This is a genomic window from Streptococcus agalactiae (genome assembly GCF_949788565.1).
GTDB classification, from domain to species: domain Bacteria; phylum Bacillota; class Bacilli; order Lactobacillales; family Streptococcaceae; genus Streptococcus; species Streptococcus agalactiae.
On record NZ_OX460931.1, the window covers coordinates 1134221 to 1152315 of the forward strand.

Consider the following 18095-nt stretch of genomic DNA (forward strand, 5'->3'; position numbering starts at 1 on the left):
AATGTATAGAAAAAGAAGTGAAACACTTCCATTTCACTTCTTTTTAATCAAATAATTGATAATAGTCAGCTATAGCCATCTTGTTTTTTTGTGCCTGATTTAAATCTCTGACAATCTTGCCATCTTTCATTACTAATACACGATTTCCATATTTGAGAGCATCTTCCATATGATGTGTAATCATTAAGGCAGTCAACGAATCTTGTTTGATAAACTCATCAGTCAAGCCCATAAGCGAAACACTTGTTCTAGGATCAAGCGCTGCTGTGTGTTCGTCCAATAATAACAGATTTGGTTTTTTCAAAGTTGCCATTAATAAACTAAGTGCTTGTCTTTGTCCACCTGATAATAAACCTGTAGGTGTCTCTAAATGGCGATCAAGTCCATTACCAGTTCTAGCAATCAATTTTTGAAATTCTTCGGTATAGTTAGTAATCTTTCTAGGAACTAACGGTCTCTTTTCACCTCGAAATTTAGCAACTAATAAATTTTCAGCAACTGTCATCCTAGGTGCTGTTCCCATTTTCGGATCTTGAAATACCCGTGATAAATATTTAGCTCGTTTTTCTGCTGATAAATTAGTAACATCTTGTCCCATGATGTAAATATTTCCACTGCTTAACATCAAGGTACCTGCAATTACATTAAAAAGCGTTGATTTTCCAGCTCCATTTCCACCCAATATTGTAATGAAGTCATGTTCATAAATACTCAAATTAACATGATCTAATATCGTTTTCATTTCTGCTAAACCATTACTGACTTGTACGGTTGCTTCTTTTAACTCTATGATTTTCATCACCATTATAAGCGTACTCCTTTCAAAATCTTCGTTTTTAGGACAGGAACCATTAAACAAATTCCAAGCACCATTGCACTAAATAATTTTAGGTAATTCGTATTAAATCCTAAAGCGATTACTGCCGTTATTAAAAATTGATAAAGAATAGAACCCACCACTATAGCAATTAAACGTTCAAAGAGAGTTAAACCAGTAGAGTAAAGTACCTCTCCAATAATAATACTAGCTAACCCAATAACAATAACACCTATACCTTTTGATACATCAGCATATCCATCTTGTTGACTTACTAAAGCTCCTGATAAAGCAATTAAGCCATTTGATACAATTAAGCCAAGCATTTCCATTTTGTCGGTATCAATGCCGAAGCTCTTTGCCATATCAGGGTTGTCTCCTGTTGCAATATAAGCTTGCCCCAAGCGTGTGTAGAGAAAATAAATTAAGGCAGAAATCACCAAGAGAATAGCTATCAAACCTAATACAAGAAGATTTAAATCATTTGAAAACGGAAGAAAATCTTTCAATGTTTGAATCTCATTTAAACCTAGATTTGCTCTTTTCATAACCATTAGCATAATAGAGTGGCATGAGGTCATTACTAAAATCCCTGCTAAAATCGTCGGTATCTTTCCTTTAGTATAAAGTAAACCAGTAACAAATCCCGCTAACATCCCTGATAGCATGCCTAGAATCGTCGCCAAAATAGGATTAACCCCTTGATTCATTAAGGTAACACAAACCGCTCCCCCTAGAGGGAAGGAGCCCTCTGTTGTCATGTCTGGAAATTTTAAGATTCTAAAGGTTAAGTATATCCCTAATCCTAATATCCCCCATAATAAACCTTGTGAAACTGATGAAATAATCATAAAACCCTCTTTCTAATCGTCAACCTTAACGGTAATTTCTGCCTGTTTCATAATCTTCTTAGGAATTTTAATTCCTAAGTGTTTGGCTGCTTTCAAATTGATGCTTGGCTTCCCTGTATCAATAACTTTGACTGGTACATCTTTAACTGGCTTCCCTCTTAGGACTTTAATGGCCTGTTTTGCAGTTTCTAACCCTAAGCCATATTGACTCTGCGCTACTGATGCTATACTTCCTTGTTCAACCATAGTATCAACACTGGAATACACAGGTATATTAGCTTGGTTTGCTGCTACGATAACTGTTCTAAAAGCACTCGCAATAGTATTATCTTGTGGAACAAAGACAGCATCTACTTTTTTGGTCATAACTGACATACTTGTCTTAATTTCATTTGTAGATGGTACAGAATATTTAAGAACTTCTAGCCCTGCTTTTTGAGCATATTTTGTAAACTCAGTTACTTGTGACACAGAATTATCTTCGCTACTAGCATAAAGAATTCCTATACGTTTAACATTGGGAGTTATATCCTTGATTAATTGCACAGTTTGCTTGGTCGGAACAACATTTGATAATCCTGTAACATTAGTTGTTGGTTTCTTCATATTCGTTACTAACTTGGCCCCTAAAGGATCAGAAACAGCTCCCATGATTATAGGAGTATCCTTAGTCGAAGCTGCTAAACCTTGTGCTGATGGTGTCGCAATTCCAATCAAAATGTCATTGTGATGATTAACTAATTGTTTACTCATCGCTTGAATTTTACTTTGATCAGCCTCGGCGTTTAAAACGGTTAATTTAACTTTTTTCCCTTTATATCCTTCTTGAGCTAGACCATCTTCAACTCCCTTTTCAATAGCATCCAAAGCATCATGGGTTACATACTGTAAAATACCAATTTTAACAACTTGCTTTTCTGATAAATTAAGACGTTTTTCTGATTTGTTATAAAATAATTCTCCAACCACTAATATAGTCAATAGAATTAGCGTAGCTATCAGTCCTTTATTTTTCATATTTTCTCCTCACTTTAATAATACCCTGACTTTCTGGAGTTTAGCGCAAAAGAAAAAGCGCCTGATAAATAACTTACCTTGCGCTCTCTATTGTTAGACTAGACCAGCGCATAGATACTTTTTTGAAGTACTCCAAAAAGTCGTATCTATGCACCCATAAACACAACTTTATCTACGCCAGTTTTGCCAATTGGTAAATAATGTTTTAGTCATTTACTAGTCATCCTTTCTCATGAATTTTTCTATAATTATATACTATATTCTGAAAATTGCAAGCCTTTTGCGTTATAAAAAAATATTTTTAGCTCAGCCTATGGTATAATAAATAAGCTATAATTTTTAGAATAAGGGGGACGCCATGTCTTTTGATGGATTTTTTTTACATCACCTCACAAATGAATTACAAGAACAGATTGAAAAAGGACGTATCCAAAAAGTTAACCAACCTTTTGACCATGAATTGGTATTAACAATACGCAATAATCGTCGCAACTATAAACTACTCCTATCTGCTCATCCTGTATTTGGACGTATCCAAACTACCGAAGCAAATTTCCAAAATCCTCAAAATCCAAATACTTTTACAATGATTATGAGAAAGTATTTGCAAGGTGCAGTGATTGAAACCATTCAACAAATTGAAAATGACCGTATATTAGAAATCGTCGTGTCTAATAAAAACGAAATCGGTGATCATATTAAAGCGACACTTGTTGTTGAAATCATGGGAAAACACAGTAACATTATCTTGATTGATAAAAATGAACATAAAATTATTGAATCAATTAAGCATGTTGGTTTCTCGCAAAACTCCTACCGTACTATCCTTCCTGGTTCGACTTACATTGCCCCACCCAAAACAAAAGCAATCAATCCTTTTGATATTTCTGATCAAACTCTATTTGAGCTGCTTCAAACTAATGATCTAAGCCCTAAAAACCTCCAACAGCTCTTCCAAGGTTTAGGACGCGATACTGCCCTAGAATTATCTCACTGTTTGAAAGACAATAAACTTAACGATTTTCGTCAATTCTTTTCGAGAGAATATTATCCTAGCCTAACAGAAAAATCCTTTTCCGCTGTCCAATTCTCAAGCACTCACGAAACATTTCAGTCTCTTGGACAATTGTTAGATTATTACTACCAAGAGAAGGCTGAAAAAGATCGCATAGCACAGCAAGCTAGTGACCTCATTCACCGTGTTCAAAGTGAGTTAGAGAAAAATATCAAAAAACTAGCTAAGCAACAAGACGAACTTCTAGCTACTGAAAATGCAGAGGAATTTCGCCAAAAAGGAGAGCTTCTAACTACCTATCTCTCTATGGTACCAAATAATCAAGATGTCGTTGTGCTTGATAATTATTACACCAACCAAACGATTGAGATTTCACTTGATCGAGCTTTAACACCCAACCAAAATGCCCAACGCTACTTTAAAAAATATCAAAAATTAAAAGAAGCTGTAAAACATTTAAAAGGAATTATTTCAGATACGGAAAATACAATCACCTACCTTGAATCTGTTGAAACATCGCTAAATCATGCTTCTATGGAAGATATCAATGATATTCGTGAAGAACTTGTTGAAACTGGATTTATTAAGCGACGCGCACATGATAAACAACATAAGCGCAAAAAACCTGAACAATATTTAGCATCCGATGGCAAGACTATTATTATGGTGGGACGTAATAATCTCCAAAATGACGAGTTAACATTTAAAATGGCTCGTAAAGGGGAGTTGTGGTTTCATGCCAAGGATATCCCCGGAAGTCATGTGTTAATTCGGGATAACCTCAATCCAAGTGACGAGGTTAAGACAGATGCCGCCGAGTTAGCTGCTTATTACTCTAAAGCTCGTCTCTCCAATCTTGTTCAAGTAGACATGATTGAAGCAAAAAAACTCAATAAACCAAGTGGTACTAAGCCAGGTTTTGTAACTTACACTGGTCAAAAAACCTTACGAGTCACTCCCACACAAGAAAAAATAGATAGCCTTAAACTAAAAAAATAGACTGGGACATATCCCTGTCTATTTTTAGTGTTATTAATTATTTATAGGTATTCTTATTCACTTAAATCAATATCTTCTCTAAGCTTTTGTAGGTCAAAGTTAGCTTCCAAAAATTCTTGATCTTGAGTTGGGAAACATTGGTCAAGTTGGTCAACCTTCCCAATTTCAACTTTTCCTTGTGTGAGCGAGTAATCCATAACATGCCCACCGAAAGTTAAATCGTCTGAAATAAAGTGGACATGGAACCCCTTTACCCCCACACCATGAAATAATTCCGGCGTCCAAATCCCAACCAACGTACCAGATACATTCTCTCTGGTAAATTCTGGCTGATTAGATGCAATATCTGCAAAACGTTTATGTTGTGGAGATTTTGGAATCATACGAACGTGCATTCTTGAAAACGTTCCTTTGATTTTTAAAGACTTAAAGAGATTTTGACCTTCAAAGTTTTTTAGAATCATCTCTTCCAAATCCTTATTATCTGTCTCAGCATTGATATCAAATTGTTTTTGGATATGGTGTGGTAAAACCGCTGCATAGGGTACTGTCACATCATCTGATAATTGGATAATCTCTGCTTTACCATCTGTACCAATAGCTTGATAAGCTTTCCCATCCAATACAATCAATTCACCATCAATCATATGAACAGTACCGATTCCTAAGTCACCGTGAGTTAATAATTCTCCGATAGTTAGACTGCCTTTGTACAATCCTGCCATCAGTGAACTCAAGGTACTGTATTGAAATAATTTAACTGTTTCTGACATATTAGACCTCATCTTAGTAGAACTCGTCAGGTAAGATTGTTTCACCTAGTGTCACGTTATCTTTATAGTCAATAGGCACATCAATCAACACTGGTCCATTTTCAGCATCAATTAGAGCTTGTTTGAGTGTTTCTTCAAAACTGTCTTTGCTGTCTACACGGTAACCTTTAGCACCGAAACTTTCAGCGTATTTTACAAAATCAACTGGTCCAAAGTCAACACCTGAAGAACGGCCATACTTCATTTCTTCTTGGAATTCAACCATGTTATATTTTCCATCGTTCCAAATAATGTGAACAATTGGTAGATGAAGACGAACTGCAGTTTCTAACTCTTGAGCTGAGAATAAGAAGCCACCATCACCAGAAACTGAAATAACTTTTGTGTTGGGACGCAAAAGAGCCGCAGAAATTGCCCAAGGTAGAGCAACTCCTAATGTTTGCATTCCGTTTGAGAAGAGCAAGTGACGCGCTTCATATGATTTAAAGTAGCGAGCCATCCAAATATAATGGCTTCCCACATCAACTGTAACAGTCATGTCATCGGTGGTATTTTCTTGGAGTACATCAATGAGATCAAGAGGATGAACAAGTCCATGAGCTGAGTCACGATCAAATTTAACATCGCTAACGTTTTCAATGTTATTACGAAGACCTTTCAAATACTCTTTTGAACCTTCAGGCAATTCATATCCTTTAATAGCTGGTAAAAGTAAATCAAGTGTATGTGCCATGTCTCCAATCAGTTCTCGCTCGGGTTGGAAATACGTATCAATTTCTGCTTGTTCAACGTCAATAACAATAATACGAGCAGAAATTTCAGCATTCCAGTTACGCGCCTCATATTCAATAGGGTCATACCCGATAGCAATAACTAGGTCTGCACGCTTCAAAAGCATATCTCCAGGTTGATTACGGAAGAGGCCTACACGACCAAAGAATGTTTCATCCTCGAGCTCACGTGACACAATACCCGCACCTTGGAAAGTTTCTACTACTGGTAGTTTAACAGCATCAAGAAGTCGACGTACGGCAGCAGTTACTCCCTCTGAAGATGCGCCATTTCCTAATAACAGTACCGGTAAAACAGCATTGTTAATAGCTTGCGCTAAATAATTAATATCTAAAACAGATGCCGAACCCAATTTAGGTGCACTAAGAGGTTTGATTGCTTTTACTGAGACTGGACTGTCTGTAACGTCTTGAGGAATAGAGATAAAACTTGCTCCTGGTTTACCAGATTTAGCAAGACGATAGGCGTTTGCAACAGTTTCTGACAAAGTATTAGGGTCATGAACCTCAGCAGAATATTTTGTAATAGGTTCCAGCATAGCAACGTTATTCATTGATTGATGAGCACGTTTCAATAAATCTCCTCGCTTAACCTGTCCACCAATTGCTAGAACAGCATCACCTTCATCTGTCGCAGTAACTAACCCTGTTGCCAAGTTCGAGATCCCAGGTCCACTAGTTGCAATAACAACTCCTGGTTCTCCCGTAATACGCCCGACAGCCTGAGCCATAAAAGTCGCGTTCTGCTCATGACGAGCAACAATTAACTCTGGACCTTTATCTTCTAGAGTGTCAAATACGCGGTCAATCTTAGCTCCTGGGATACCAAAAACATATTTGACATCATGATTAATGAGGCTATCGACAATTAAGTCAGCCCCATATTGATTATGTGATTCTGTCATTTTATCTCCCTCTTTTCACAAGAATGGTTCAATTATATCACAGTTTTTACATCAGATTGTGAAAATTTACTTGTGAATTTTTTATTTTTTTCTGTAAGTGTTTTCCTATTTAAATGTTATTCACCCATTCTGACATCTCTATATCATCTGGAACTAATTTTAAATAAGCCTTTCCTACTTCTTGTGCCTTATCAAGGTAACCAAATTCTCTCAAAATGTAAGCATAATCTTGTAAAAATTCTGGATTATCTTTTAAATCATTATACAAAGATTGATAATAGTCTACACTATCATCCATTTCTAAAGCCTTGTGTGCTTTAGCGATATTCCATTTTGCAAGGATATTTTCTAAATTATCATTGTCTAATTCCAAAACTTCCTCAAACCGCTCTTCTTCAAGATACAAATTTGACAATCTCATAACAATTTCATCTTGATTTTCAGAAACTTTTTCAGCTTGTTTCAAATAAGACTCCGACGAATGAACATCATGTAATTCATACGATAATTGTGAGGCTAGTAAGAGAAGTTGACCATCAAAACTATTTTTACGAATACCTTGCTGAACTAGACGTAAAGCTTCTTCAGATTTATGCTCCTCACGAAGAGATAAACCATAGATATATTCATAGCCAGCAAAGTCTGGATTAATAGTATCCAACTGTTTAAAATAAAGGTTAGCTTTTTGATATTCTTCTTGATCATAAAGGATTGTTGCTAACTCAAAAACTGTTAAATCATCATACTCAATGTCAACGGCTTTTTCTAAAAATTCGATAGCTGCATCAAATTTCCCCATAATAGCGTAGGATTTACCAATACGCTGATAAGTTGAAACTCCAGTCGTTTCTAAGATTTCTCGATTGTCAAGTGAGGCATATCCTTCTATCGCTTCTTGATAATGTTCCAAACTAAGGTTCATTTCAGCTAAACCAAATGTAACCAATGGGTCATCGCTAAGTTTGCTGGCTAGCAAAAGCTTTTCACGCGCAACATCAGTCAAGCCTTCCATATCATATAAGTCAGCCATAACAAGGAGGGCTGAAACATACTCTTGACTATCTTCTGAGATATAATCTAAGTATAAGAATGCTTGTTCAATATCTCCATCTTCGGCAACAATTTGAGCTAAATTGATAGCAACTTCTGGATAATTTGGTCGGATTTGATCATAGAGACGTTTTGCTTGGGGTAAAAAACCAATACTCTCCAAATAAGCTCCTAGTTCCAACAAGACTTCCTCAGGATCATTTTTCAACGCTTTTTCGAAATACTTGTTAGCATGTTCTAAATCCTGATTTTGGATAGAAACAATCATTTTTTCACTATTCAACATTTTTAACTTCTTCACTTCTTTCTTCAGTAACAACATCTACTGTATATAGCCCACTGACAGCTTTGTACCAATCAAACAATTCTTTAACAACAACTTTGATAGATGCATAAATCGGAATACTGAGGAATACTCCCCAAACACCAAACATCGCTCCAGAGGTTAATAAAATAAACATAATTGTAATTGGATGAATGCTAAGTTTATTACCTAAAACCAAGGGTGAGACAAAGCGTCCTTCTAGAGTTTGCTCAATAACAAAAACAATCGCAACTTTAACAACCATAACAGGTCCTGCGACAAGCGCTAAGATAAACACTGGAATTTGGGCGACAAAACTTCCCAAATAGGGAACCATATTTAACACACCGGCAATAATCCCTAATGTCACGCCATATCTGAGGCCTATAATACTATACATTATTGAAAAAATAACACCAACAGTAATAGCAACAATGATTTGTCCTTGCACATACCCTGACATTTGACTATTCATTTCTCGCAAAATACGATCAGTTGGTTGGCGTAGTTTGGTTGGTAAAACCATTAAGAAACCATTCTTCATGTTGCGACTATCTCTTAAAAGATAAAACAAAATAAAGGGAGCCATGATTGTTGCTACTGTCACACGTGCAACTGTACTAGCTAAATTTCCTGCCCAATCTAAAACATTCTTTGAAAATTTTTCAGCATAAGAGACCGCTTGGCTACTGATATTAGATAACATGCTCGATATTTCCCCTTTATAAGATTTTAACCAAGGGTTGTGATCTATAAACGAACTTGTTTCCATTTGCACTTTATTCACATATGAAGGGAGATCTTCCATAAAATGGCGTAATTGATTACTCATCATGGGAATAAAACTAGACATTGCCCAAATTAACAGAAGGATTATAATAGTAAAAACTGCTAATATCGCTGTTACACGCTTAATTCCCCGCTTCTCTAAAAATGTAACCATAGGTTTTAATAGGTAATAAAGCAATCCAGAAATTACAAGCGGCAATATCAGCACAGCAAGAAAATCAAACACAGGTTTAAACATAAAAGAGATTTTGGTAAAAATAAAAATCGTTAAAAATACCAAAAAGGTAATCATGAGAGCAATAACTGCTTGATTATTTAAGATCCATTTAAAAAACAAACTATTTTTAAATTCTTTTTCTGATGGTCGATTCATTCACATATCCTTTCAAGATGAATTCTAATTTTAATTCTCATTTATTATAACACGTTAAATTAAATTAAACTCAAAACAAGAGAGTAAAAAGTTAATTTTGAACAATTTTATGCACAACATGACCTGGCCATTCTATCAAATCCTGTGCTAAAAAATTAGGATTACAATCAATTTTTGTTAATTCTTTTATTGGAAGCCATACAAAATGTCGCTTATGCGTTCCTTCTTTGATAGATTCTGGCGCCTGACCCAAGAGATTAACAAAATATAAAAATTCAACTGAGTGATAATGATGTCTCTTAATATTAAACTGATTCTCAATAATATAGGCTAAATCACCAACTTGGCTGTGAAGACCTATTTCCTCAAGTACTTCTCTCGCAACAGCCTTATTGCTATCTTCTCCAACTTGAAGCGCCCCACCTGGCAAATAGTATTTATCGAGATGAGGAGCATATATTAATAGCAGTTTTTGATTTTCTATGATTAAAGCAGAAACTCTGACTCCGAATGTTTCGAGCTGTTCTCTAAGCCTAAAATCTCTATTTTTCATAAAAATTAACCGTCTTTTCAATTAAATTTTGGTGTTCATCATAAACAAACTTAGCAGAAAAGAAAGGAACATCTTCTAAAATCCATTTAAAAATTTCGTAATCTCCTTGCCACGTTGGCTTAGAGAGAACTTGATCATATGGTACCCATTCTAAAGTTCCTTCTCGTGATTCATCATCTGAAATTAACTCTCCTTCATAATCTGTTACTTTAAAGACATAGGTATACCAATCATGACCTGGCGTAAATTCAGGAAAAGTGATGACTCCTTTAAAATCCATTTTTTTTACTGTTAAATGGGTTTCTTCTAGAATTTCACGCTTAGCACATTCATCAGGAGTTTCACCTGCCTCCAGTTTACCGCCTACCGAGATCCACTTTCCCTCATGAACATCATTCTCTTTTTTGTTGCGGTGCAATAGAAGTAATTCCTTGCCATTGTCAATGTAACAAATTGTTGCTAATTTAGTCATTTCAAACTCCTCTCATTCTCATATTATAACAAAAAATAGCCTTTATTTAGGCAATTTACTATCAAAGTAGCACACAGATGATTAAACAAATTATTTTGTTTACCAGTTATTTACTTTTCACTTTGATGACATTTTAAAGGTTCTTTATCATAAACCTTTAAAGCATGCTATAATTAGGAAAAACCGGTTTACAATTTTAAAACCTAAGGAGTAAAAAATGGAAATCAAAAAGAAACATCGTATTATGCTTTATTCAGCCCTTATTTTAGGAACAATATTGGTTAACAATAGTTACCAAGCTAAAGCTGAAGAGTTTACCAAAACTACCTCAACGTCCCAAATAAGAGATACTCAAACTAATAATGTTGAAGCTCCCCAGACTGAAAGTACCACTGTCAAAGAGACTAGCACCACAACCACACAACAAGATCTGTCTAACCCCACAGCTTCAACCGCAACTGCAACAGCCACTCATAGCACAATGAAACAAGTAGTAGATAATCAAACTCAAAATAAGGAGCTGGTGAAAAACGGAGATTTTAAAGAAACAATCATTGATAAGAAAAGTCAATGGACAAATCTTTACGGAGCCAAGGATTGGAATACTTATATCGACCAAACTAAATCTGTAAATAAATCACCTATTATCCAACGTACCGAACAAGGCCAAGTAAGCCTATCCAGCGACAAAGAATTTCGAGGTGCTGTAACACAAAAAGTGAACATTGATCCCACTAAAAAATATGAGGTTAAGTTTGATATTGAAACAAGTAACAAGGCTGGACAAGCTTTCCTTCGTATTATGGAGAAAAAAGACAACAATACGCGACTTTGGCTTTCTGAGATGACCAGCGGTACTACTAACAAACATACCTTAACAAAGATATATAACCCAAAGTTAAATGTCTCCGAGGTGACACTTGAACTTTATTATGAAAAAGGAACTGGTTCTGTTACTTTTGATAATATATCAATGAAAGCAAAAGGCCCTAAAGACTCAGAGCATCCACAACCCGTCACAACACAAATTGAAGAAAGCGTTAATACGGCTTTAAACAAAAATTACGTTTTTAATAAAGCTGACTACCAATACACTCTAACCAATCCGTCTCTTGGGAAAATTGTTGGTGGAATATTGTATCCAAGCGCTACTGGTTCAACAACTGTTAAAATATCTGATAAATCTGGCAAAATAATTAAAGAAGTACCGTTATCAGTTACAGCTTCAACAGAAGATAACTTTACAAAACTCCTCGACAAATGGAACGACGTGACTATTGGTAATCATGTTTACGATACTAATGATTCGAACATGCAAAAGCTTAATCAGAAATTAGATGAAACTAACGCCAAAAACATCAAAGCTATCAAACTGGATTCTAATCGCACTTTCCTTTGGGAAGACTTGAAAGATCTCAATAATTCAGCACAGTTAACCGCTACTTATCGTCGTTTGGAAGATTTAGCTAAACAAATCACCAACCCACACTCTACTATTTACAAAAATGAAAAAGCTATTCGTACTGTAAAAGAGAGCCTGGCTTGGCTTCATCAAAACTTCTACAATGTTAATAAAGATATAGAAGGCTCTGCCAATTGGTGGGATTTTGAAATCGGTGTTCCTCGCTCAATTACAGCTACCCTAGCTCTCATGAATAACTACTTCACTGACGCTGAAATAAAAACTTATACCGACCCAATTGAACACTTTGTTCCTGATGCAGGATATTTCCGTAAAACGCTTGTCAATCCATTTAAAGCCCTTGGCGGTAATCTAGTAGATATGGGGCGCGTTAAAATCATTGAAGGTTTACTTCGTAAAGACAATACTATTATCGAAAAAACTTCTCATTCTCTAAAAAATCTTTTTACTACTGCTACTAAAGCTGAAGGCTTCTATGCTGACGGTTCTTACATCGACCATACAAATGTTGCTTATACTGGCGCCTATGGTAATGTTCTGATAGATGGTTTGACACAATTACTGCCTATCATTCAAGAAACTGACTATAAAATCTCTAATCAAGAACTCGATATGATTTATAAATGGATTAATCAATCATTTTTACCTTTAATTGTAAAAGGTGAGTTAATGGATATGAGTCGTGGACGCTCAATTAGTAGAGAGGCTTCTTCTTCGCATGCGGCTGCAGTTGAAGTTCTCAGAGGTTTCCTCAGATTGGCTAACATGTCTAATGAAGAGCGAAACTTAGACCTCAAATCAACTATTAAAACGATTATCACTTCAAATAAATTCTACAACGTCTTCAATAACCTCAAATCGTATTCCGATATTGCCAACATGAATAAGCTGCTTAATGACAGTACAGTCGCTACTAAACCTTTAAAAAGTAATTTATCAACCTTTAATAGCATGGACCGCTTAGCTTATTATAATGCCGAGAAAGACTTTGGTTTCGCACTTTCATTACATTCTAAACGTACCCTCAACTATGAAGGAATGAATGATGAAAATACACGTGGTTGGTATACCGGAGATGGTATGTTCTATCTTTATAATAGTGATCAATCTCATTATAGTAATCATTTTTGGCCAACCGTCAATCCTTATAAAATGGCTGGAACAACTGAAAAAGATACTGGTCGTGAAGACACTATAAAGAAATTAATGAATAGATATGACAAAACCAATAAAAATTCTAAAGTTATGACTGGCCAAGTTACAGGAACATCTGACTTTGTTGGTTCCGTCAAACTTAATGATCACTTTGCTCTTGCCGCTATGGACTTTACTAACTGGGATCGCACCTTAACAGCACAAAAAGGTTGGGTTATCTTAAATGATAAGATTGTCTTTTTAGGTAGCAACATCAAGAATACTAACGGCGTTGGAAATGTTTCTACAACAATTGATCAACGAAAAGACGATTCTAAAACACCTTATACTACATACGTCAATGGAAAAACTATTGATTTAAAACAAGCAAGTTCTCAACAATTTACAGATACAAAAAGTGTCTTTTTAGAATCAAAAGAACCTGGTCGCAATATTGGTTATATCTTCTTTAAAAATAGCACTATTGATATTGAACGCAAAGAGCAAACAGGTACTTGGAACAGCATTAATCGTACTTCTAAAAATACCTCAATCGTTAGCAATCCTTTTATCACTATAAGCCAAAAACATGACAACAAAGGTGATAGCTATGGTTACATGATGGTTCCAAACATTGATCGCACAAGTTTTGATAAATTAGCCAATAGCAAAGAAGTAGAATTACTAGAAAATAGTTCAAAACAACAAGTTATCTATGATAAAAACAGTCAAACTTGGGCTGTTATCAAACACGATAATCAAGAGAGTCTCATTAACAATCAATTCAAAATGAATAAAGCGGGACTTTACCTAGTACAAAAAGTTGGTAATGACTATCAAAATGTCTATTACCAACCTCAAACAATGACAAAAACAGACCAATTAGCTATCTAACTAGCCGTACATAAAAAACCTATCATCAAAATGATAGGTTTTTTGGTTCAATTACTTAATGACTTCTTGAGTTTTAGCATACTTGGCTTCTACAGCATCTTTTTCTGCTTTCCACCAATCTTGGTTTTCAGTGTACCAGTTGATTGTTTCTTCCAAACCTTCTGAGAAGTTTGTGAATTGTGGTTCCCAACCAAGTTCTTCACGCAATTTTGTAGAATCGATAGCGTAACGAAGATCATGACCAGCACGGTCAGTCACGTGATCGTAAGCGTCTTTTGGTTGACCCATTTTCTCAAGGATAAGTTCAAGAACCTCCTTGTTGTTTTTCTCACCGTCGGCACCAATAAGGTATGTTTCACCAATACGACCCTTAGTCAAAATAGCCCAGACACCTGTTGAATGGTCATTTGTGTGGATCCAGTCACGGACGTTTTTACCTTCACCATAAAGTTTTGGTTTGATTCCTGCCAAGATATTTGTAATTTGACGTGGAATGAATTTTTCGATGTGTTGGTATGGTCCATAGTTATTTGAACAGTTCGAAATGGTCGCTTTTACGCCGAAGGAACGTACCCATGCCTTAACGATAAGGTCAGAAGCTGCCTTAGTTGATGAGTAAGGTGATGATGGATTGTATTTTGTTTCAGCAGTGAATTTTTCACCTGGTCCTTCACCATTTCCTGGAAGGTCTTCACGAAGTGGAAGATCTCCATAAACTTCATCAGTTGACACGTGGTGGAAACGGATATCGTATTTACGAGCTGCTTCAAGCAAAGTGTAAGTTCCGATAAAGTTTGTATGGATAAATGGACTTGGATCTTCCAATGAGTTATCGTTGTGACTCTCAGCCGCATAGTGAACAATAGCATCCACTTTGGCAGCCAATTTGTCTACCAATTCAGCGTCAGCGATGTCACCAACAACTAACTCAACACGATCACCAAGAATGGCTTCAATGTTAGCACGGTTACCTGCATATGTCAATTTATCAAGGACAGTTACATGAACATCTGGGTGGTTATTGTAAACATAGTGTACAAAGTTTGATCCGATGAAACCAGCTCCACCAGTTACGATAATGTTTTTAAATTCAGTCATTTTTTCTCCGAAAAATTTTTTCTTTTTGCTGTTTGAAGGATACTGTTCTGTTAGAAGTAGTTCTATGGAATGTCATGCCTAAGAAATCAATATTTCAAATCCCTGAGAGAACAAGCCTTTTGCATGTTTCCTTTCACCCTTGCGTCAAACAACATTGCCAATTCGTTTTTACTTGCTAAGATTAATGCCTTTTAAGAAGTTGAAAATTACAAATCTTCCTTCTTCAAAGGTTTTACATCTTTGAGAAGCGGGTGATTCTTATCTGCTTCTGAGACTTCTGCTTCTTCAAGGTTTTCCCACTGAATGCCTAGATTTGGATCTGCATAGTTAACGAAAGCATATTTTGGTTTGAGTTCAAGTGCCCAATAATCGTTAACGAGATAAGTATAAGCTGCTTTATCTGAAAGAACTTGGAAACCATTAGCAACGCCGCGTGGAACAAAGATAGCTTTTGAGGCATCGATAATCGTTTGGTAAACGTTACCAAAACTGTCACCTTCACGGAGGTCAACCCAAGTACCGATCACACGTCCTTCATCAGCGATCGAAACATATTTATCCCAAGGCTCTGCATGGAGACCTCGCAAAGTATTTTTCTTGTTAAACGAAATATTATTTTGTAGTTTGTCTGCCTCAAAGAAGCTTTCTGGGAAACCAAGCGGTATCATTTTTTCTTTTTGAAAGTTCTCTTTGAACCATCCACGGTTGTCTCCACGAACGGGAATATCGAATTCCAACAATCCAGGAATGGCTTCAATTGGGCGACAAGTTAATTCTTTATCAAAAAATTGTTCAGTCATTAGGCTTCTCCAATCAAACGAAGTAGGTATTGACCATACTCATTTTTCTTAAGTGGTTGTGCCAACTCAAGGACTTGTTCACGAGTGATGTAGCCCATGCGGTAAGCAATTTCCTCAAGGTTAGCAACTTGAACATTTTGCATGCGTTGTACTGTTTCAATATATTGTGCTGCTTCAAGAAGACTTTCGTGAGTTCCAGTGTCTAACCACGCAAATCCACGTCCCATTAACTCAACTGATAAGTCACCTCTATCAAGGTAGGCTTTGTTAACATCAGTAATTTCAAGTTCTCCACGAGGGCTTGGCTTAATATTTTTAGCGATTTCAACCACATCGTTATCATAGAAATAAAGACCTGTGACAGCATAATTAGACTTAGGTTGCGCTGGTTTTTCTTCAATAGAAATGGCATTCATATCAGTATCAAACTCGACAACACCAAAACGTTCTGGATCTTTTACTTGATAGCCAAAGACGGTTGCTCCACTTTCTTTACTAGCTGCACGTTGTAGCATTGCAGATAAACCTGGTCCATGGTAAATATTATCACCTAATACTAAAGCAACGTGATCATCGCCAATAAAATCTTCACCGATAATGAAGGCCTGTGCTAACCCATCTGGGCTTGGTTGTTCAGCATAAGAAAGAGAGATTCCTAGTTCTGAACCATCTCCAAGCATATCTTCAAAGCGAGGCAAATCTTGTGGAGTAGAAATAATCAGTATTTCTTTTATTCCTGCCAACATCAAAACTGACAATGGATAATAAATCATTGGTTTATCATAAATTGGCATCAATTGTTTTGATGCAGCACGAGTTAATGGGTACAAGCGAGTACCTGAACCTCCCGCTAAAATAATACCTTTCATAGTAAGGTCTCCTTATTTATATTAATCCTACATATTATAACACTTTTTTTAAACGCTATCATCTACTAATCTTTTTCACGTATTTCGTAATATCGTAATCCTCTAAATTTAGCTGATTTTCTTTATTTAAGATTAATTGACATAATTCATAACCAATTAATGGGCCCACTGTTAAGCCAGTTGATCCTAATCCACTTGCAGCATATGCACCCTCCATACAAGGGACAGGGCCAAAAAATGGAGAAAAATCACTTGTATAGGCACGAATTCCAACACGTTCAGAAGTCGTATCTGCTTTTTTTAATTGCGGAAAATAGCCAATAGCTTGCTCTTCAAACTTGTCTAAGACTTTTAAATCAATGTTTAAATCAAAAGCCATATCATTTTCGTGACTTGCACCTACAGAGACTTTACCATTATCAAATGGGATAATATCTAGCTCACCTTCTGGCATTACAACAGGATATTTTCCTGTATTAATATTGCTAAAATAATAGTCTCGCAATTGCCCTTTTTGAGGGCGAACATCTACCTGATAGTTGTGCTCATCTAATATCTTAGCTAGCCAGGCTCCACTCGCTAAAACAAGTTTATCAAAATCAATTCCTTGAACACGAAAGCCATTATCAGTTATCGTAAAGTGAACTTCATCCTTGATGACATTAACACCACTTGCTTCTAACAATATTCGTGTTAAGTCCGCCCCTTCTACTCGTGCTCCTCCACTCGCATAAAGTAACTGTTCATAGCCATCTAACTCAGGAAAGTGAGTATTTGCTTCACTTTTATTTAGTATTTGTAAATCACCTATTAGAGGAGATTCTAGTCGACGTTTATCTGCTAGTGCAAACAATGACTCTAACTGACTCTCGTCCTTTTTTAATAAGAAAACACCAGTTTGCTGATAAAATTTTGTTTCAAAACCATCTTTTTGTAAATCCGTGACTAGCTTTGAATAAAAATCAGCCCCCAACCTCGCCATGCGATACCAGGCTTTATTACGACGTTTTGAAAACCATGGGCTAATAATCCCCGCAGCAGCCTTAGTTGCTTGTCCAACTCCATAATCAAAAACAGTAACCTGAATATCCTTTTCTTTTGATAAGTAATAGGCTAGTGTCGCTCCGACTGCTCCTGCACCAATAATTGCTATCTTTTTCATAATAGC

The 18095-nt window shown here is 36.1% G+C and carries 15 protein-coding genes; 2 read left to right on the top strand and 13 right to left on the bottom strand.

Going from position 1 to position 18095, the window contains the following annotated elements; translation table 11 throughout:
• Positions 1–43 precede the first annotated feature (43 nt).
• Genes QOR44_RS05925 through trpX form a run of 3 tightly spaced genes read right to left on the bottom strand, consistent with a single transcriptional unit; the run spans position 44 to position 2685 of the window.
• The gene (locus QOR44_RS05925; protein ID WP_000245087.1) at positions 44–805 is read right to left on the bottom strand and encodes an ABC transporter ATP-binding protein; all 762 of its coding nucleotides are present in this window, start codon (positions 803–805) and stop codon (positions 44–46) included.
• The gene (locus QOR44_RS05930) at positions 805–1668 is read right to left on the bottom strand and encodes an ABC transporter permease (protein WP_283572683.1); all 864 of its coding nucleotides are present in this window, start codon (positions 1666–1668) and stop codon (positions 805–807) included. The genes QOR44_RS05925 and QOR44_RS05930 overlap by 1 nt, the downstream gene beginning before the upstream one ends.
• Positions 1669–1680: 12 nt before the next feature.
• A complete protein-coding gene (gene trpX, locus QOR44_RS05935) occupies positions 1681–2685 on the bottom strand; it encodes a tryptophan ABC transporter substrate-binding protein (RefSeq protein WP_000790866.1) in 1005 nt (334 codons plus the stop codon).
• A 358-nt stretch (positions 2686–3043) separates the two neighbouring features.
• Between trpX and QOR44_RS05940 the strand changes: the two genes are divergently transcribed.
• Positions 3044–4699 carry an Rqc2 family fibronectin-binding protein gene (locus QOR44_RS05940; RefSeq protein WP_000006729.1) on the top strand — a complete coding sequence of 552 codons (1656 nt, stop codon included), beginning with the start codon at positions 3044–3046 and terminating at the stop codon, positions 4697–4699.
• 53 nt (positions 4700–4752) lie between these two features.
• Here the strand turns inward: QOR44_RS05940 and budA are convergent, their stop codons facing one another.
• The 6 genes from budA to QOR44_RS05970 form a co-directional block, all read right to left on the bottom strand.
• The gene (budA, locus tag QOR44_RS05945) at positions 4753–5472 is read right to left on the bottom strand and encodes an acetolactate decarboxylase (protein ID WP_000005480.1); all 720 of its coding nucleotides are present in this window, start codon (positions 5470–5472) and stop codon (positions 4753–4755) included.
• A gap of 13 nt (positions 5473–5485) precedes the next feature.
• Entirely contained in the window at positions 5486–7168 is a 1683-nt protein-coding gene (gene alsS / locus QOR44_RS05950) for an acetolactate synthase AlsS (RefSeq protein ID WP_000140344.1), read from the bottom strand.
• A gap of 109 nt (positions 7169–7277) precedes the next feature.
• The gene (locus QOR44_RS05955; RefSeq protein WP_000934874.1) at positions 7278–8504 is read right to left on the bottom strand and encodes a tetratricopeptide repeat protein; all 1227 of its coding nucleotides are present in this window, start codon (positions 8502–8504) and stop codon (positions 7278–7280) included.
• The gene (locus QOR44_RS05960) at positions 8494–9684 is read right to left on the bottom strand and encodes an AI-2E family transporter (protein WP_001081531.1); all 1191 of its coding nucleotides are present in this window, start codon (positions 9682–9684) and stop codon (positions 8494–8496) included. Before QOR44_RS05960 ends, QOR44_RS05955 begins: the two co-directional genes overlap by 11 nt.
• Positions 9685–9775: 91 nt before the next feature.
• A complete protein-coding gene (locus QOR44_RS05965) occupies positions 9776–10237 on the bottom strand; it encodes an NUDIX hydrolase (RefSeq protein WP_000796044.1) in 462 nt (153 codons plus the stop codon).
• Positions 10227–10709, bottom strand: coding sequence for an NUDIX hydrolase (locus QOR44_RS05970; protein WP_000163512.1), 483 nt, complete (start codon positions 10707–10709; stop codon positions 10227–10229). Before QOR44_RS05970 ends, QOR44_RS05965 begins: the two co-directional genes overlap by 11 nt.
• A gap of 217 nt (positions 10710–10926) precedes the next feature.
• On the opposite strand from QOR44_RS05970, the gene hylB reads away from it, so the two are divergent.
• Positions 10927–14160, top strand: coding sequence for a hyaluronate lyase (gene hylB / locus QOR44_RS05975; RefSeq protein ID WP_017646963.1), 3234 nt, complete (start codon positions 10927–10929; stop codon positions 14158–14160).
• A 51-nt stretch (positions 14161–14211) separates the two neighbouring features.
• Here the strand turns inward: hylB and rfbB are convergent, their stop codons facing one another.
• From rfbB to QOR44_RS05995, 4 genes are all read right to left on the bottom strand, one after another.
• Positions 14212–15258, bottom strand: coding sequence for a dTDP-glucose 4,6-dehydratase (gene rfbB, locus QOR44_RS05980; protein ID WP_000134280.1), 1047 nt, complete (start codon positions 15256–15258; stop codon positions 14212–14214).
• 206 nt (positions 15259–15464) lie between these two features.
• Entirely contained in the window at positions 15465–16058 is a 594-nt protein-coding gene (locus tag QOR44_RS05985; protein ID WP_000139156.1) for a dTDP-4-dehydrorhamnose 3,5-epimerase family protein, read from the bottom strand.
• Positions 16058–16927, bottom strand: coding sequence for a glucose-1-phosphate thymidylyltransferase RfbA (rfbA, locus tag QOR44_RS05990; RefSeq protein WP_000676112.1), 870 nt, complete (start codon positions 16925–16927; stop codon positions 16058–16060). The genes QOR44_RS05985 and rfbA overlap by 1 nt, the downstream gene beginning before the upstream one ends.
• Positions 16928–16985: 58 nt before the next feature.
• The gene (locus tag QOR44_RS05995; RefSeq protein ID WP_000716833.1) at positions 16986–18089 is read right to left on the bottom strand and encodes an NAD(P)/FAD-dependent oxidoreductase; all 1104 of its coding nucleotides are present in this window, start codon (positions 18087–18089) and stop codon (positions 16986–16988) included.
• Positions 18090–18095: the final 6 nt, after the last annotated feature.

Excerpts from the sequence above, each read along its gene's own strand:
- QOR44_RS05925 (WP_000245087.1), bottom strand. The coding sequence starts at position 805 with ATGGTGATGAAAATCATAGAGTTAAAAGAAGCAACCGTACAAGTCAGT.
- QOR44_RS05930 (WP_283572683.1), bottom strand. The coding sequence starts at position 1,668 with ATGATTATTTCATCAGTTTCACAAGGTTTATTATGGGGGATATTAGGA.
- trpX (WP_000790866.1), bottom strand. The coding sequence starts at position 2,685 with ATGAAAAATAAAGGACTGATAGCTACGCTAATTCTATTGACTATATTA.
- QOR44_RS05940 (WP_000006729.1), top strand. The coding sequence starts at position 3,044 with ATGTCTTTTGATGGATTTTTTTTACATCACCTCACAAATGAATTACAA.
- budA (WP_000005480.1), bottom strand. The coding sequence starts at position 5,472 with ATGTCAGAAACAGTTAAATTATTTCAATACAGTACCTTGAGTTCACTG.
- alsS (WP_000140344.1), bottom strand. The coding sequence starts at position 7,168 with ATGACAGAATCACATAATCAATATGGGGCTGACTTAATTGTCGATAGC.
- QOR44_RS05955 (WP_000934874.1), bottom strand. The coding sequence starts at position 8,504 with ATGTTGAATAGTGAAAAAATGATTGTTTCTATCCAAAATCAGGATTTA.
- QOR44_RS05960 (WP_001081531.1), bottom strand. The coding sequence starts at position 9,684 with ATGAATCGACCATCAGAAAAAGAATTTAAAAATAGTTTGTTTTTTAAA.
- QOR44_RS05965 (WP_000796044.1), bottom strand. The coding sequence starts at position 10,237 with ATGAAAAATAGAGATTTTAGGCTTAGAGAACAGCTCGAAACATTCGGA.
- QOR44_RS05970 (WP_000163512.1), bottom strand. The coding sequence starts at position 10,709 with ATGACTAAATTAGCAACAATTTGTTACATTGACAATGGCAAGGAATTA.
- hylB (WP_017646963.1), top strand. The coding sequence starts at position 10,927 with ATGGAAATCAAAAAGAAACATCGTATTATGCTTTATTCAGCCCTTATT.
- rfbB (WP_000134280.1), bottom strand. The coding sequence starts at position 15,258 with ATGACTGAATTTAAAAACATTATCGTAACTGGTGGAGCTGGTTTCATC.
- QOR44_RS05985 (WP_000139156.1), bottom strand. The coding sequence starts at position 16,058 with ATGACTGAACAATTTTTTGATAAAGAATTAACTTGTCGCCCAATTGAA.
- rfbA (WP_000676112.1), bottom strand. The coding sequence starts at position 16,927 with ATGAAAGGTATTATTTTAGCGGGAGGTTCAGGTACTCGCTTGTACCCA.
- QOR44_RS05995 (WP_000716833.1), bottom strand. The coding sequence starts at position 18,089 with ATGAAAAAGATAGCAATTATTGGTGCAGGAGCAGTCGGAGCGACACTA.